This is a genomic window from Mucilaginibacter sp. Bleaf8, from assembly GCF_018390515.1.
In the GTDB taxonomy this organism is placed as follows: Bacteria; Bacteroidota; Bacteroidia; order Sphingobacteriales; family Sphingobacteriaceae; genus Mucilaginibacter.
The window spans coordinates 75,066-90,629 of sequence record NZ_JAHBBK010000005.1 but is presented as its reverse complement, the minus strand read 5'-3'; the positions used below and the strand labels follow the sequence as shown (position 1 = coordinate 90,629).

14 protein-coding genes are annotated in these 15,564 nt (G+C 43.5%); 3 read left to right on the top strand and 11 right to left on the bottom strand.

The features are described from left to right. Positions 1-210: 210 nt before the first annotated feature. Positions 211-1,197, top strand: a complete 987-nt coding sequence (locus KHS38_RS19250; RefSeq protein WP_213490189.1) for a sensor histidine kinase — start codon at positions 211-213, stop codon at positions 1,195-1,197. A gap of 44 nt (positions 1,198-1,241) precedes the next feature. On the opposite strand, the gene KHS38_RS19245 is transcribed toward KHS38_RS19250, so the two are convergent. The 7 genes from KHS38_RS19245 to KHS38_RS19215 form a co-directional block, all read right to left on the bottom strand. Beyond that, entirely contained in the window at positions 1,242-1,919 is a 678-nt protein-coding gene (locus tag KHS38_RS19245; RefSeq protein ID WP_213490188.1) for a sensor histidine kinase, read from the bottom strand. Between the two features lie 157 nt (positions 1,920-2,076). Then, complete coding sequence (locus KHS38_RS19240; RefSeq protein WP_213490187.1) at positions 2,077-3,159, bottom strand: PAS domain-containing sensor histidine kinase; 1,083 nt, start codon at positions 3,157-3,159, stop codon at positions 2,077-2,079. 131 nt (positions 3,160-3,290) lie between these two features. After that, on the bottom strand, positions 3,291-4,013 hold the full coding sequence (locus KHS38_RS19235; protein WP_213490186.1) for a 2-phosphosulfolactate phosphatase: 723 nt from the start codon (positions 4,011-4,013) through the stop codon (positions 3,291-3,293). 110 nt (positions 4,014-4,123) lie between these two features. Then, complete coding sequence (gene gcvT, locus KHS38_RS19230) at positions 4,124-5,206, bottom strand: glycine cleavage system aminomethyltransferase GcvT (protein ID WP_213490185.1); 1,083 nt, start codon at positions 5,204-5,206, stop codon at positions 4,124-4,126. A gap of 64 nt (positions 5,207-5,270) precedes the next feature. Next, a complete protein-coding gene (locus KHS38_RS22490) occupies positions 5,271-6,482 on the bottom strand; it encodes a glycosyltransferase family 4 protein (RefSeq protein ID WP_213490184.1) in 1,212 nt (403 codons plus the stop codon). 56 nt (positions 6,483-6,538) lie between these two features. Beyond that, positions 6,539-7,135, bottom strand: a complete 597-nt coding sequence (gene rnhB / locus KHS38_RS19220; RefSeq protein WP_213490183.1) for a ribonuclease HII — start codon at positions 7,133-7,135, stop codon at positions 6,539-6,541. A gap of 26 nt (positions 7,136-7,161) precedes the next feature. Continuing rightward, on the bottom strand, positions 7,162-8,400 hold the full coding sequence (locus tag KHS38_RS19215) for a PP2C family protein-serine/threonine phosphatase (protein ID WP_249665484.1): 1,239 nt from the start codon (positions 8,398-8,400) through the stop codon (positions 7,162-7,164). Positions 8,401-8,751: 351 nt separating this feature from the next. Between KHS38_RS19215 and KHS38_RS19210 the strand changes: the two genes are divergently transcribed. Together KHS38_RS19210 and KHS38_RS19205 are read left to right on the top strand one after the other, a co-directional pair. Beyond that, positions 8,752-11,211 (top strand): TonB-dependent receptor, encoded by a 2,460-nt coding sequence (locus tag KHS38_RS19210; RefSeq protein WP_213490182.1) that lies wholly within the window; start codon positions 8,752-8,754, stop codon positions 11,209-11,211. Positions 11,212-11,222: 11 nt separating this feature from the next. Next, on the top strand, positions 11,223-12,467 hold the full coding sequence (locus tag KHS38_RS19205) for a PepSY-associated TM helix domain-containing protein (protein WP_213490181.1): 1,245 nt from the start codon (positions 11,223-11,225) through the stop codon (positions 12,465-12,467). A gap of 99 nt (positions 12,468-12,566) precedes the next feature. On the opposite strand, the gene KHS38_RS19200 is transcribed toward KHS38_RS19205, so the two are convergent. The 4 genes from KHS38_RS19200 to KHS38_RS19185 form a co-directional block, all read right to left on the bottom strand. Further along, entirely contained in the window at positions 12,567-13,583 is a 1,017-nt protein-coding gene (locus tag KHS38_RS19200) for a ferredoxin--NADP reductase (protein WP_213490180.1), read from the bottom strand. A gap of 3 nt (positions 13,584-13,586) precedes the next feature. Continuing rightward, positions 13,587-14,582 (bottom strand): zinc-binding dehydrogenase, encoded by a 996-nt coding sequence (locus KHS38_RS19195; RefSeq protein WP_213490179.1) that lies wholly within the window; start codon positions 14,580-14,582, stop codon positions 13,587-13,589. 13 nt (positions 14,583-14,595) lie between these two features. Then, on the bottom strand, positions 14,596-14,769 hold the full coding sequence (locus tag KHS38_RS19190; RefSeq protein WP_213490178.1) for a hypothetical protein: 174 nt from the start codon (positions 14,767-14,769) through the stop codon (positions 14,596-14,598). 130 nt (positions 14,770-14,899) lie between these two features. Further along, positions 14,900-15,514, bottom strand: a complete 615-nt coding sequence (locus tag KHS38_RS19185) for a superoxide dismutase (protein WP_213490177.1) — start codon at positions 15,512-15,514, stop codon at positions 14,900-14,902. Positions 15,515-15,564 lie beyond the last annotated feature (50 nt).

Below are 15,564 nucleotides of genomic sequence, written 5' to 3'. Positions count from 1 at the left end.
AAAAAAATGAAACAAATGTTAAGGAATTTTTAAGATTTGAAAGAAAGAAAGTAGGGTTGGAGCTACCAGATTGACATATAGGGTTTAACAGGTTGCATTTGTTCTAATGCATCTGGTATTTAGTAGTCAATAATGTTTCCTAATAAAATGGATAGGGCAAGGATAAATACTGTATAAGCTTATGCCCGTTTTGCCCTACTTTTATGCGGCATGAAAAAAAAGGAAATATACTACCACATAGCCGGGTGGTTGCTTTATATAGTGTACCTGCTTACAGGCGAGTTTTTAGGATTTAGCCACATTAAGGCGCCCCTGTTTAGCTATACATTGGTTTTTGCCCAAATGGTGGCATTTTATGTTTGTTACTTCTGGGTAAATGTTAACAAGGGGAAAGTTTCCCGTATCGTCATCGGGGGCATAGCAGGCTTGCTTGGCTTTGTTATCGTCCGGTATCTGGTTGAGGAAGTTGTTATCAGGCAAATTTTTCAAGTATCTGCTTATACTTCCAGCGCTACTATACTAGATTATATATTCAACAGCTTGTACCGCGGATTGCCAGCCGTAATGCTGAGCATAGCTGTATACGGCATGTTTAACGCCTTACATAAGGGGGAGGAAAATAAACTGTTGCGCGAAGAGAAGATGCGTACCGAAAAGGCTCTGCTAAAAACGAATATTAACCCCGGTTTTTTATACGATACGCTTGATTATATGTATTCGCTGGCTTATCCGATATCAGATAAGCTGGGCGATGCCGCTAAGAAGCTATTACAATTGATGCGCTATGCATTCACAGAAAGCACAGCCGAGGAGGTTGATCTGTTGAAAGAGATAGAGTTCATTCAAACCTACATTTTTATACATCAACTGCGGTTTGAAGAGGGATTTTATGTGAACTTTAAAGCCGAAGGCGATCTGGCCGATAAACGAATTGCTACCTTGCTGCTAATCGCATTCGTAGAGAACGCCATGCAGCAGGGGGTTACGGATAACCCTGTGCGGCCCGTTCGCATTCAGCTTAAAGTAACCGGTAGCCGGCTTGTGTTCAGCGTAAGCTACAACCAAGGCAAGCCATCAACCGGTGACAACCTGCACAACATCCGCCGCCGGCTGGAGCTGATTTATCCCGGCCGGCACGAGCTGCTGATTGGTGGTAACGGGCAAACGTATAAAACAACGTTGAATATTATGCTTTGATAGTAAATGTTGACCTGAATAGTTAAATTTTAGTGATCAGAAACTTAGGGTAACTGCTCCTCGTCCAACAGAATAACAAACTCCATTTGGTTGTCTGATAGTGACCGGCAGCTCAATTTCCCACCGAATATATATACCAGGGTTTGCAGTGCATTTTGCAGCGCTGTTTCATGATGATTGGATTCCATCAGGTATATATCCGACGGTTGTACCTCAAACCGGCATTGCAGCTGAACGAGTTGATTAACATAGCTTACATGAAATTCGCAGCATGAAAGGCGCGCCGATGCCACGTGGCTTAGCGCTTTTTGCACCAGCCTGAAAACGGCCGTTTCCATACGGCTACTCATTTCCTGTGGCTGTATTTTAAGCGAACAGCAGTCGGGATTTGCATTAAACCTGTGTTTAAAAAGCTCGGTAATAGCCGTATGCAAATCGAAGTGCTGTAACAAGTAAGGCTTCAGCTCAAAAACAAGTGCGCGCAACTTGGTTAGCGCCATCGTTAAGTGCAAATTAGCTGCCTGGTTTTTATCGCCATACAGCTCCATCGCAGTAATGGAAAGCAGCTGACCTATGTCTTCCTGCAATAGTTGCACAATCCATTCCCGTTCATCTTCCAAAAGCATAAACATATCCTTGCGGGCGTTTATCTTTGGATTATCCCTCTCACGTTTACCCATGCTCATTAAATGGTTAGGTAACTTTGCAAAAACCGTTTCCATATATTATAGATGAAAAATCCTGTTAATGGTTTAATTATATTCCTTAAAAGTCAAGTAGTTAAAGTAGCGGAAATATATAAGATGCTACGGCGTAATAGCTATTTATACGGGAAAAATAGCTGCCTGGTTTTATGAATAACAGGAGGGTAAGAAATATTTATTTAGGGATTTCAATATAAAAGGTAGAGCCTTCGCCTTCCTGGCTTTCAAACCATATTTTGCCGCCGTGCAGTTCTACAATAGTTTTGATGATAGACATACCCAAGCCAACAGGTTCTTCGCCGTGCAGGCCATTGCGGCGGGCCCGTGTAAAACGTTCAAACAGGTAAGGGTGCATGTTGGCAGGGATGCCAATGCCATTATCGCGCACCATAATCAGTGCGCTGCGTTGCAGATCCTGGATGGTAAGTTCGATAACCCCGTTATCGGGCGTAAACTTGATTGCGTTTGAGATGAGGTTGTTGATAACCTGCATAAATTTTAGGCTATCTATCGCAATATAAAGCTTGGGTACCGTACTGTGCAATGTAAAAGTTTTGGCCAGATCATCTTCATGCTTTTTATAGTTTTGCACCACATCATTAATCTCCCAAACTAAGTCAGCACGTTCTTTACGCAGCTCAACTTCAATCGACTCCGAAAACTCCTGTTGTACAATATTGCCTATCAGCGCAATGTTTCGTTTGCACATATCCTGAATCATTTGTACTGATTGCAGGATGTGATTTTTATTATCGGCTATAGTTTCGCGCTCTATACCGGATGCCAGCATACTGATCATACCCAGGGGGCCTTTCAAATCATGTGCTAAAATTTCGAGTGATGAATTTTTACGGGCATTGATCTTTTCCATATAAAAGATATTCCTTTTCAATACCGTAATATCTTCGGCAATGCCCACCGTAAAGTTTACCGCATCTCCATCCTGAATAGGGTAAACGCTCAGGCGAATGTATTTTAATGTTTCATTTGGGAGTTGGATACGAAATTCAAATTTGCGCGCTTTCTGCTCTTGCTTAAACTCATGGTAGCTATCCATCACGTCTTGCTTATCTTCCTGATGTATGGTTTTCAGTAGCGATAAAGGCGAATACAATACGGTATCGGCAGGCATTGCCCAAATTGTTTCAAACGCCTTGCTAACATAAATGAACTTGATGGCAGCCGTATCAAAAACGAAGTAAACATCGTTTGATAGCGCTCCCATCTGCCGGAAAATATCAAGCTGAGCCTCGTGCATGGTACTGAAAGTGAATGAATTGCTAAACAAGAGTTATTAACATAAAAGCCTGCTAATTGTTAGCAGGCTTTTATGTTAGTGTAAATAGCGTTTGGTTTATGCAGTTCAGACCAACTGTCTAATTGTTTTTCCTAAGATTGGAGCTTTACCAGCTTTTCGCCTTCCAGTACCGGTATGGCCGTGGTTAAATCAATTTGCTGGCAAAAGGCAATGTCCTTTTCGATACCTAATTTTTTAAGGCGCTCGCCGTGCGATGTTTTTTTCAGGTATTCGCTAATGTCGTGTTTGCCTAACTGGTACAGGTCGTTGGCGGCAATGGCCGGGTCGTCCAGTTTAAAGTTGCCGTCTTTCAACTGCTCAACTACAGCACCTGCAAACAAGGTATCTTCCAGGTTGAAGTTGTTTTTCCAGCCGGCACAAACCATCAGGATGTTTTCTTGCTGCGTTTTAAGCCAGTTACATAAGGCTGTGAGGTTTAGGAATGAGCCGATAACTACCCGCCTGGCATTGCGCGACAGGTGCAACGCATGGGTGCCGTTGGTGGTGGTTAGCACTACAGTTTTGCCGGCAACCTTTTCGGCAGTATAAGCAAAGGGTGAATTTCCAAAATCAAATCCGGTTACCACCTCGCCGTTTCTTTCGGCTGCCAGTAAGTAACCCAGGCCTTTCTCTCTATACGCGGCACACTCCTCAACTTGTGATACCGGTATAATAGCCTCAGCACCGTTTTCAATACCATAACAGATGGACGATGTCGCCCTGAAAATATCAATAATTACAACAATATATTCCTCTACCTTATACAGCGGCAACAGGGCCGGCGTAAGGCATACTTCTAAACATTTTGATTCCATAAATTCAAAACGTCATTGCGAGGAACGAAGCAATCTCTGCGGAGGACAAGCAAATTGCCCTGGTAAATTTAAAGATTGCTTCGTTCCTCGTAATGACGGTGTTAAGTATTTTATTGCTTAAAGAAAGGCAGTTTAACCACCTGGGCTTTTACCTTGTTATCGCGTATCTTGATGAAGATCTCGGTACCTTCTTTGGCCAGCTCGGTTTTTACATAGCCCATGCCAATTGCTTTTTGCAGCGATGGCGACTGCGTGCCTGATGTAACACGACCAACTTTGTTGCCTTCGGCATCCACAATTTCATAATCGTGGCGTGCAATACCGCGGTCAACCATTTCAAAGCCTACCAGTTTTTGTGATACGCCTTGTTGTTTTTGCTGTTGAAGCGCTTCGGAGTTGGTAAATGGCTTGGTAAATTTGGTGATCCAGCCTAAGCCTGCTTCAAGCGGCGAGGTAGTGTCATCAATATCATTACCGTAAAGGCAAAAGCCCATTTCCAGACGCAATGTGTCGCGGGCGCCTAAGCCGATAGGTTTAATACCGAATGGCGCACCGGCTTCAAATACTGCTTTCCAGATAGCCTCGGCATGCTCGTTATCAAAATAAATTTCGAAACCGCCTGCGCCGGTATAGCCCGTGGCCGATACCAGTACATTATCAATACCGGCAAACTGTCCTTTTTTAAAGGTATAATACTCCATTGATGCTAGGTCTATATCCGTTAAGCTTTGCAAAGCATCGGCAGCCTTAGGGCCCTGGATAGCCAGCAGTGAGGTGCGGTCTGATATATCTTTCATATCCACACCGAAAGTATTGTGCTTGCTGATCCAGTTCCAGTCTTTTTCAATATTGGAAGCATTAACTACCAGCATGTAAGTTTTCTCGTCAATGCGGTAAACCAGTAAATCATCTACAATGCCGCCGGTTTCGTTAGGCAGGCAGGAGTATTGTACTTTACCATCGTAAAGTTTAGCAGCATCATTGCTGGTTACCTGCTGGATGAGATCAAGCGCTTTGTCGCCTTTCAAAATAAACTCGCCCATGTGGCTTACATCAAATACGCCAACGGCTTTGCGAACAGTATCATGCTCAACGTTAATACCGGCGTACTGCACGGGCATGTTATAACCTGCAAAGGGTACCATTTTGGCACCTTCCTGAATATGAATGGCGGTTAAAGCGGTGTTTTTCATCCAATAACTTTTTTGTGGGTATAAAAGAAAGCGTTATTGGCCGCAAAAGTAGCAAAAAATAAGGCTAAACCGAGGCTGAAAGTACTTGTTGGTAAAAATCGACGAGTTTATGGGTAACCATATTGGTTTCGTGATTTTTTTGTACCTGTTCGCGGGCATTAAGGCCGATGCGTTTGCAGTAGCTTTCATCAGATATGCATCGCCTAATAGCACGGTGGAACTCTTCCTGCGTATTGGCAATAATGATGTTTTTGCCGTTCTCGTAGGTAATACCTTCGGCGCCTAAGGAGGTAGATATAATGCATTTCTGCATGGCCATACCCTCTACAATTTTTACACGCATGCCGCCGCCCGAAAGCAGGGGCACAATCATAATGGCTTTGCTGTTTACAAATTCCAATGCATCATCAACTTCGCCCTGAATGTAAATTTTGCCCATTACTTCGTAATCGTCGAAGCGCTCGGGTATATCATTGCCGGCCACGTAGAAGCGAACGCGCAGATCGCCATCGGTCAGCTCTTTCGAGAATGTGTCCAGAAACCACTCAATACCCTCGCGATTAGGCATCCAGTCCATTGCGCCTAAAAAGAACAAGCTCGGAAACTCAGTTTTACTCAGGTCGGGTTCATAGCGCGACAAATCAATACCTACAGGTAGCACTTCTACCGGTACCTTAGCGCCATACTCGGTCATCAATTCCCGGTCCTGAGCGGTAAAAGCGGCCAGGCCGTCAAACTGCAAGAGTTGCTGCAGCTCGTACTTTTTAACCCGCTTGGCAATCATTTTCAGGTACGAGCGTTTTACCGGATCGTGCTTTTGGTGTGCCATGCGCTCCCATACCAAATGCTCTATGTGGTGTGCACGGTAAATAAGCTTAGCCGTAGTTGCTTTACGCACTGCCTGCAAGTAGGGTGTTGCAAACAAACCCTCAAACTGAATGATATCATAATGCCCAAGTTTTACCTCCTGCACCAGTAAGCGCTCAAAGTCGGCATTGTAGTAGCGGTCTATCGTATACAGCTTCCGGTTAAATAAGCTGGATATAGCCCGGCCTATAGTTATGCTGGTATCAATATAATGCTTGTAAAACTTGATCTGTTTTAATAACTCATCAGGCTGTTGTTCCTGATGGTGGCGTTGCTTTTTGGGGTGTAATGAAAACAGCGCTACCTCGTGTCCCATAGCAATCAGTCCCCTAATGGTATTGCCTACCACTATCGGATACCCGCTATTTTGCGGAAAAGGGGCTAAATGAGTAACTATAAGTATTTTCACAGAGGTTTACGATGTGGTTGCTAACAAATGTACCCAACAGGCCGGCTCAATCAAAGTCAAAATATGCTTAGTTGCTTATCCGTGACATTGAAAGTTCGGCGGTGATGCGGCGTAAAACCATGCTGTAAAACCATAGTGCGATGCTTTAATGTAGGATAGCCCTTGTTGCTGTGCCAGTCGTATTCGGGATGTTCAGCCGCTATTTGTAACATATAATCATCGCGGTAGGTTTTAGCCAGGATGGATGCCGCAGCAATGCTAAAGTACTTACTATCGCCTTTTACGATACATTGATGCGGTATGTTAGGGTGTTTGTTAAAACGGTTACCATCAATAATCAAAAAGGCAGGTTCAAGCTGCAATTGATCAATGGCCCTGTGCATAGCCAAAAAGGAGGCATTCAGAATGTTGATCTCATCAATTTCGGTATTACTTACCGATGCTACGGCAAAGGCCAGGGCCTGCTGTTCAATTTCGGTACGCAGGGCATAGCGGGTAGCTTCATTAAGCTGTTTGGAATCGTTAAGTAGCGGGTGGGTAAAATCGGGAGGTAAAATTACAGCGGCGGCAAATACGGGCCCGGCCAGGCAACCGCGACCGGCCTCATCACATCCGGCTTCCAACAATTCAAACTGATAACGTGCTGATAACATAGCTTGCAAAGGTAACGCAAGTAATGCTAAAATATTTTCAGGGTAAGCAAAGTTACATCATCAATACGGCGGCTTTTTACCGTACGGTTTAAGTAATCCAGTAATGCGTGATTAAATTTTTCGGGCGTAAGCTCATAATTCTCTTTTACAAACTCCACCAGTCTTTCCTCATTCCATTGCACGCCCTGTTCCACCTCATAGTCCATCAGGCCATCGGTGTAGTTAAAAACCAGGCTGCCGGGCTGCATCATCATTTCGCCCTGGTTGATGAAGGGGAGATCATCAAACACACCGATCATGGTGGTGCCCAGCTTTAATGATGCAGTTTCTGTACCGTTGTGTACTACGGGTGGGTTGTGGCCAGCATTAATGTAGTACATGGTGCGGTTCTGCTCGTTGTACTTGGCCAAAAACAGCGTAATAAAACGCTCGCCCTTGGTGTTTTTGATTACGATTTTATTAAGGCGCCTTACTACAGTGGCCAGGTCATCTTCAACCGTGGCCCAGGCACGCAGGCTGGCCTGGAAGTTGGCCATCAGCAATGCAGCCGAAATACCCTTGCCCGATACATCAGCAATACACCATAAAAACTCATGGTCGTTTAAACGGAAAAAGTCGAAGTAATCGCCGCCTATATCCTGATGAGGGAGGTACTGGGCGCTTACCTCAACGGCGGTGTCTTTGTGCAGCTTTACCGGTATCAGCATGTTCTGTACTTCAACGGCCAACTCCATTTCACGCTTAAAACGCTCGGCCTCCAGTCGCTCGCGGAAAAGCCGCTTGTTTTCAAGGGCCACCACAATTACGTTGATGAGCGTTTGAATGAAGTTCAGGTCATTGCTCAGCATCTCGCCCGAAATGTTGAAATCTCCTATGAGGGCATAGGCCAGCGCCCTGCCTTTATGGTAAATAGGCACCACATAATTGTAAGAACGTAATACCGGATCGGGATGGTCGGCCAGTGAAGTTGCTGCTTTTACTTTTTTAAGTTTTAAACAGGCACGGTGCAGTACAGGTAAGCTTTCAAAATCGCCGCCAAATTTGGATACACATACAAAGCTGCCCTGCTTTTCAATTAAAAAGCGCAGCTTGCCCACCTGCAGGTAACCTTTTAAAATTACCTCCAGCATCTGGATCAGTACAGGTGCAGACGTGTTTTTATTAATAGCCTGCGTAACCTCCAGCAACGAATTTAACTCCCACTGCCTTTTAAGCAGCAGTTTAATTAATTCATCCTCCCCAGAGCCTTCGTCTAAAAACTGCATCAGTGTATTGTAGTAGCGCTTCTAAAATAGAAAAATAAAACCGAGATGATTAAAATTTCTGATTTTATGTAAAATTTCTGTTGGTGTAATTCATACATAATTTACTCAGAATAAGCATAGTAGTTACCTGATGCAATTATTGCCTAACTATATTCTGCAAAGTACAAAAGTGGTTAATAATTCAGATTTAATTCAGGTGCATATATTTTCTTTTTATAAAATGTTTTGTATCCATAAGTTAAAACCCTATAACACAATGCTCTGTTTATTTAGATTTATTCAAAATAACTTTGTTTGTATGTGCTGAATTGATACTTTTGACCATTATTTGTAATTGGTCTAAATAGTACAATGAAAAAACTTTACAACCTGTTCTTAACTACATTTTTTATTATAGCATCTGCCTGCATGGTGTTTGCCCAACCAAATAGGGGCACCATTAAAGGTAAAGTGCTTACTTCTGATAATAAACCTGCCGATAATGTGTCGGTATCTTTAAAAGGAACCAAATACGGTACCATTACCAACGAGAACGGTGAGTATAGCTTTAAAGCAGCTCCCGGTACTTATACGTTACATATATCATCTATTGGTACGCAAAGTTCAGAAACTTCTGTTGAAGTAAAAGCTAACCAAGTTATCACTGTACCTGTTGTAAGCATAAACACAAGCAGTAATGCTTTGAATGATGTTACTATCAGCGCAACAAATAACCGCTTTACCCGCAAGGCAAGTGTTGATGCATCAAAGATACCATTAGCTCCCTTAGAAAATGCGCAGGTATATAGTACCATTACTAATGAATTGATTAAAGAGCAGCAAGTACTTTCAGTTGATGATGCTGTACGGAATGCACCAGGTATACAAAAGCTTTGGGATGCAACCGGACGTGCCGGTGATGGTGGTGCTTACTACTCACAACGTGGTTTTGTAACGCAAGCCCGTTTGCGTAATGGTATTGCCGGATTAGTAACCAGTGGTATAGATGCTGCAAATATTGAGCGTATTGAAGTAATCAAAGGCCCATCAGGTACTCTGTATGGTAGTAACTTAACCTCATTTGGAGGTTTAATTAACCGTGTTACCAAAAAGCCATACGAATCATTTGGCGCTGAAGTAAGCCATACCGTAGGTAACTACGAACTTAGCCGTACTGCAGTTGATGTTAATACACCTTTAAATCCCAGCAAGACAGTGCTTTTTCGCCTTAATACGGCTTATCAGTACGAAGGTAGCTTCCAGAATTACGGTTTTAATCGCAGCTATTTAGCAGCGCCAACTTTAGCTATTAAGCCTAATAGCAGGTTGTCAATTTTGTTGGAGGCTGAACTTTTTTATGGCCGTTCGGCAGCACGTCCGTTCTTCTTCTTTCTGTCAACGCCGCGTCAGATGGGTATAAGTAATGCTAATCAGGCAAATATTGATTACAAACAAGCTTATGTAAACGATGATATTACACAACGTACCCGTAGCAGCAACTACTATGCGCAGGTTAATTATAAAATCTCTGACAAGTTTACATCACAGACACTGTTCTCTACATCCAATAGCTATTCCAACGGTGCCAGTCCATACTTTTATCTAGCAGCTGATTCGGTTGTAGCTCCGCAGCCTGGCGGCGTTTACTCTCAGGGGCAAAATAATTATATACTGCGTTACGATCAGTCGACTCGTAATTCTAAACTCAATGCTATTCAAATTCAGGAAAATATCAACGGCGATTTCAACATCGGTACATTACGCAACCGTTTAGTAATAGGCTTGGATTACCAGTATCAAAACTCTAATCAGTTGTTCTTTAGTAATTTTTATGGATCTGCGCCACGTAATAGCCCAACATACGATTACGGTAGTTTCAACAAAATTTTGGTAGATCAAACTAATAACGCAAACCCACTTACTGTAGATAATACTTACCCTTACATTTATAAAACGAACACTTACAGTGCCTATGCTTCGGATGTAATTAATATTACCGAGCAACTGTTTGCTTCGGCCGGCGTACGTGTTGATCATTACCGTAATGGAGGGAATTACCGGACTGATGGTGTGCTTACATCACCATCTTACAACCAAACAGCTGTCTCTCCTAAATTCGGTTTAGTATTTCAACCATTAAAAGATCAGCTTTCGTTATTTGCCAACTATCAGAACGGTTTTGTTAATCCGGGATATTTTCTGAATACAACCGGTAGTACAGTTAGAGCCGATATACAAAACGCTAATCAGATAGAAGGTGGTGTGAAAATGGCCTTGTTCAACGGAAAGTTAAACGGAACTATTAGCTATTATAATATTAAACTAACTAATGTTTTACGTGGTGCTGTTGGTACAACCTTAGCTGGCGCTCAAATACAGGACGGAACCCAGCGCAGTCGCGGTTTTGAAGCCGAAGTAGTAGCGAATCCTGTAAGTGGTGTTAATATTGTTGCCGGCTTTTCTTATAATGACTCAAAATATACCAAAGCAGACGCTGATGTATTAAATTTAAGACCCAATACAGCCGGTTCACCTTACTTAGCTAATTGGTATGTAAGCTACCGTTTACCACAAAGCGCTGTTAAAGGCTTAGGTGTTGGATTGGGTGGTAATTATGCAAGCGAGAATAAAGTGATTAATAGCGTAAGTCAGGGAACATTCTCATTGCCAAGTTATACTGTACTTAACGCTAATGTTTTTATAGACAGAATAAGATATCGCTTTGGTTTGGCAGCTAATAACTTTACTAATGAGCACTATTTTACCGGTTATACTACGATTAACCCTCAAAAGCTTCGTCAATTTATTTTAACTGCAAGCTATAAGTTTTAAACAAATTGCTTATGACGCGAACCAAGAAATTCATCCTGTTCGTTCACCGCTGGCTCGGATTTATATCCGGGCTTGTGGTGTTTATAGTGGCTGTTACCGGCTGCCTTTTTTGCTTTCAGAAAGAGCTATCTGAGGTGATATACCAGGAGCAAATGTTTGTAAAGGCACCGGTGCAAGCCCGGCCTTTACCATTTACACAGCTTAATGGTATTGCCAAAACGGCGTTACAGGGTGATGCGTCTTTTGTTACCACTTATAAAGATGTGGGCAGGGCCTGGGAGTTTATGCGTTACCAGGAGGGTAACCCCGATGCTTTTTGGTTTTTTGATACTATCAATATTTATGAGTCTGTTTTTGTGAACCCTTATACCGGGCAGATAACCGGCAGGCACAATTATAAAACCGACTTTTTTGTTATTGTGAAATATATTCACTGGAGCCTGCTGCTCAATAACAAATATGGACAACCCATTGTGGGCTACAGTACGCTGATTTTTGTTATACTGCTTATCACCGGACTAGTGCTTTGGTGGCCCAAAAATCTACGGCGGGCGAATTTTAATAAAAGCTTTAAAATAAAGTGGAAAGCCAGTTTTAAGCGTGTGAATTATGATTTGCACAATGTGCCCGGCTTTTATACCATGCTGTTTGCACTTATACTGGGGCTTACCGGTATGGTATGGGCCATGAAGTGGTTCCAGGCAACGGTTTATGTGGTAGCATCGCAATCCACTACGCCGCCTGCGCCGCGTGTGTTTACCTCCGATACGACCGCTAAGGCACTAAGCAACCCCATGGATATTGCCTTTCATACCGCCCGGCGGGAATTTGCTGATGCAGATCGTATAGGCATGTCGCCGGCGTTTGGAAACAAGGGCGTAATATATGCTTCGGGCTACCGGGGCAAAGAAGTTTTTTATGATTTTGATATGTTGCAGTTTGACCAGTATACTGGCAAATTGCTCGGTCGTGAAAACTTCAAAGACAAGAACAATGGCGAGAAGCTGATTGGTATGAACTACGATATCCATGTAGGTGCCATCTGGGGGCTGCCCGGCAAAATATTAGCTTTTTTAGCCAGCCTGGTTGCAGCCAGTTTGCCCGTTACCGGCATCATTATTTGGCTGGGTAAACGTAAAAAGAGTAAAGGAAAAAAAGTAAAAAAATTAGAAGTTGTTCAGCCGTCTGGCAATACAACGCAGCCGCGTCGGGTATTTATGAAGCCGCGCGTTACATCACAAACAACTACGCTGTAAGGCCTCAAACATAACATAAACATCAAAAGCCATTCGGGGCGTAGTAAAATACTTTACGCTCAGAATGGCTTTTGTGTATAATTATATTGTTGATTTTAGCTACATGTCGTAATCTAACTGTACGCCATCATTCATGGCATAGCCGGTGCAGGTGAGTACCCAGCCCTGTTTTATTTCATCATCGGTAAGTACCTCATTTTTTACCATGGTAACCTGGCCGCTTTTACATTTCACGGCACAGGCGGCGCATACTCCATTGGCGCAGCTATAGGGCAGGTGCAGTTGGTTTTGCAAGGCGGCTTGCAGAATTGTTTGGTTTTCGCCGGTCATTAAATCATGCCATTCGTGGTTAAAATAGACACGTACCTTATGCGGGGCAAAATTGCTGACTGCTGTGCTGGCAGGTACGGTTTCCAACACAAAAGTTTCGCGGTGAATTTGCCCGGGCACTATGCCCATGTATAGTAGCGTAAGCCGCACCATACGCATATAGGTAAATGGTCCGCATAGGTAAAACTCAGCAGCGTTCATATTTTGCTTAACGTGCTGTTTAACCAGCTTTTCTACCAGGATGTTATTAAGCCGGTTTACCTCGCTGCTTAAAAGATGAATAACAGTCAATTGATCAGGGTGCCGGCTGGCTAGCTCGTCCAACTGTTGTTTGTAAATAACAGATTGCGGATTGATGTTGCTGTAAAAAAGTGTTAAGTGGCAATTGGCTTCGTGCTTTAACAGGTACTTTATATGCGCATATACCGGTGGTATACCGCCGCCTGCTGCAAAGTAAAACAGCTCTTTACCACGGGCATTGGCCGGTGGTGTAAACCGCCCTGCCGGCTCAACTACATTCCATACATCGCCTACTTTGGCATAGGTAAGTAAATAACGGGATATCTCGCCGTTCGCTACCCGTTTTACGGTAATCGAGAGCAAATCTTCATCGGGCGAAGAACTAAGGGAATAGGATCGCCTTATTTCTTCGCCATGATGATTGATGACCAATGTAATAAACTGGCCTGCTTTGTAAACTACGGGATTGCCTGATACCGGCTTCAAATAAAAGGTAGCCGTATCAGCCGTTTCGGGCTTTATGGCTTCAACACGTACTTGCAGCATCCATTATATGGTTAAAACCAACTTGCCAAACTGCGCCGAGTTGCCCATTTTATCAACAGCCTTTTGTGTTTGGGCCAATGGCATCACCTCGTCAATTACAGGTACTAGCTGGTGCTGGTTTACCAGATCAAGCATTGCCTTAAATTCGTCCGATGTACCCATCATGCTGCCCAATATCTGTATCTGTTTAAAATACATGAGGCGTGCATCCAGTTCGGGAATGTTACCTGCCGTAGCGCCAAAAAATACAATGCGTGCACCGGGTTTGCATAAGGCCGGTATCTTGGCAAAATCTTTACCCAGGGCACTGTCAATTACTACATCAAATCCACCAGCCAGGTGTTGCAATTCTTCGGCCCAATCCTGCGCTTTATAGCTTACACCGGCTGCCGCACCCATATGGCGGGCACGCTCAATTTTTTCGCCGCTGCCCGAGGTTACAAACACCTGGCACCCTGCTGCCACAGCCCATTGTAGTATAAAGGTGCCGGTTCCCGAGCCTGCGCCTACAATCAGCACTTTATCGCCCGCTTTAGCACGCCCTTTGGTAAACAGGGCACGATAGGCCGTTAAACCAGCCAAAGGTAAAGCAGCAGCCTGCTCAAAGGTTAAGTACGTTGGCTTATCGTACAGATATTCGGCTTTTACTTTGACGTATTCGGCCAGTGTGCCGTCTTCGGGTAAGCCTAAAATCTTAAAGTCAGGCCCTTGTATATCAGGGTTATCGCCCCAGCCGTGTGATGGGTTGATGATGACCTCTTTACCAATCAATGCTTTATCTACATCATCGGCTACTTCGGCTACAATACCCGCACCGTCTGATCCTAATATGGTTGGATACTTAATGCCGGCATACTTGCCGATAGAGATCCAGTAATCGCGGCGGTTTAAGGCCGCAGCCTTAATCTGTACCAAAACTTCGCCGGGGCCTAATGCCGGTTTCTCAACTTCTTTATAGGTAAGCGGCTCATCCGCTCCTGTTAATACAACTGCTTTCATAATAAATATAATATCAGCGGTTACTACCGCCGCTAAACTTGCTGAAAAAATAAATGATGATGGCTACAATGATAATGACTAACACAATGCCGGCATACAATCCGGCTTTAAAGATGCCATTTATGACATCGCAACTACTTAACAGCAGCATAGCCACCATTAAGCCGGGCAGAACGGCTTTTTTCATAACCCCTCCTTATAATGTTTAATGTAATGTGTGGTGTTTGATTGGTTTTGTATATAAACAACAAAGCCACTGCAAATATGTTGCAGTGGCTTTAGTTATAATTTGCTTCCTGTTTTAAAGGAGGCTGCAATTATTTTGCTTTGTTATACAACTCAGCTACGTGATTCCAGTTAATTACGTTCCAGATGGCCGCTAAGTAATCCGGACGTTTGTTTTGGTATTTCAGGTAGTAAGCATGCTCCCAAACGTCAATACCTAAAATTGGCGTACCTTTTACGGTGATTTCAGGTAAGTCCATCAATGGGTTGTCCTGGTTAGGCGTTGAAGTTACGGCCAGTTTTTTATCGGCAGTAACCACTAACCAAGCCCAGCCCGAACCGAAACGGGTAGCACCGGCTTCGTTCATTTTGGTTTTCAGTTCGTCAAAAGAACCAAAGGTGCTTTTGATAGCCTCAGCAAGTTCGCCTGTTGGCTGACCGCCACCGTTTGGTGATAATAAAGTCCAGAACAAAGTGTGGTTGTAGTGGCCACCACCATTGTTACGTACTGCAGCAGGATATTTAGAGATGTGTTTTACAATTTCTTCGATGCTGCTGTTAGCCTCTGGTTTACCTTCCAAAGCTTTGTTTAAGTTGGTTACATAAGCTTGGTGGTGCTTACCATGGTGTATTTCCATAGTAGCTTTATCAATATGCGGTTCCAGTGCATCGGTAGCGTAAGGTAACGCCGGTAATTCAAATGCCATAATGCGTAGTTTTTAAGGTTAAAAAAAGATGTATCGCTGCAAATATAAAG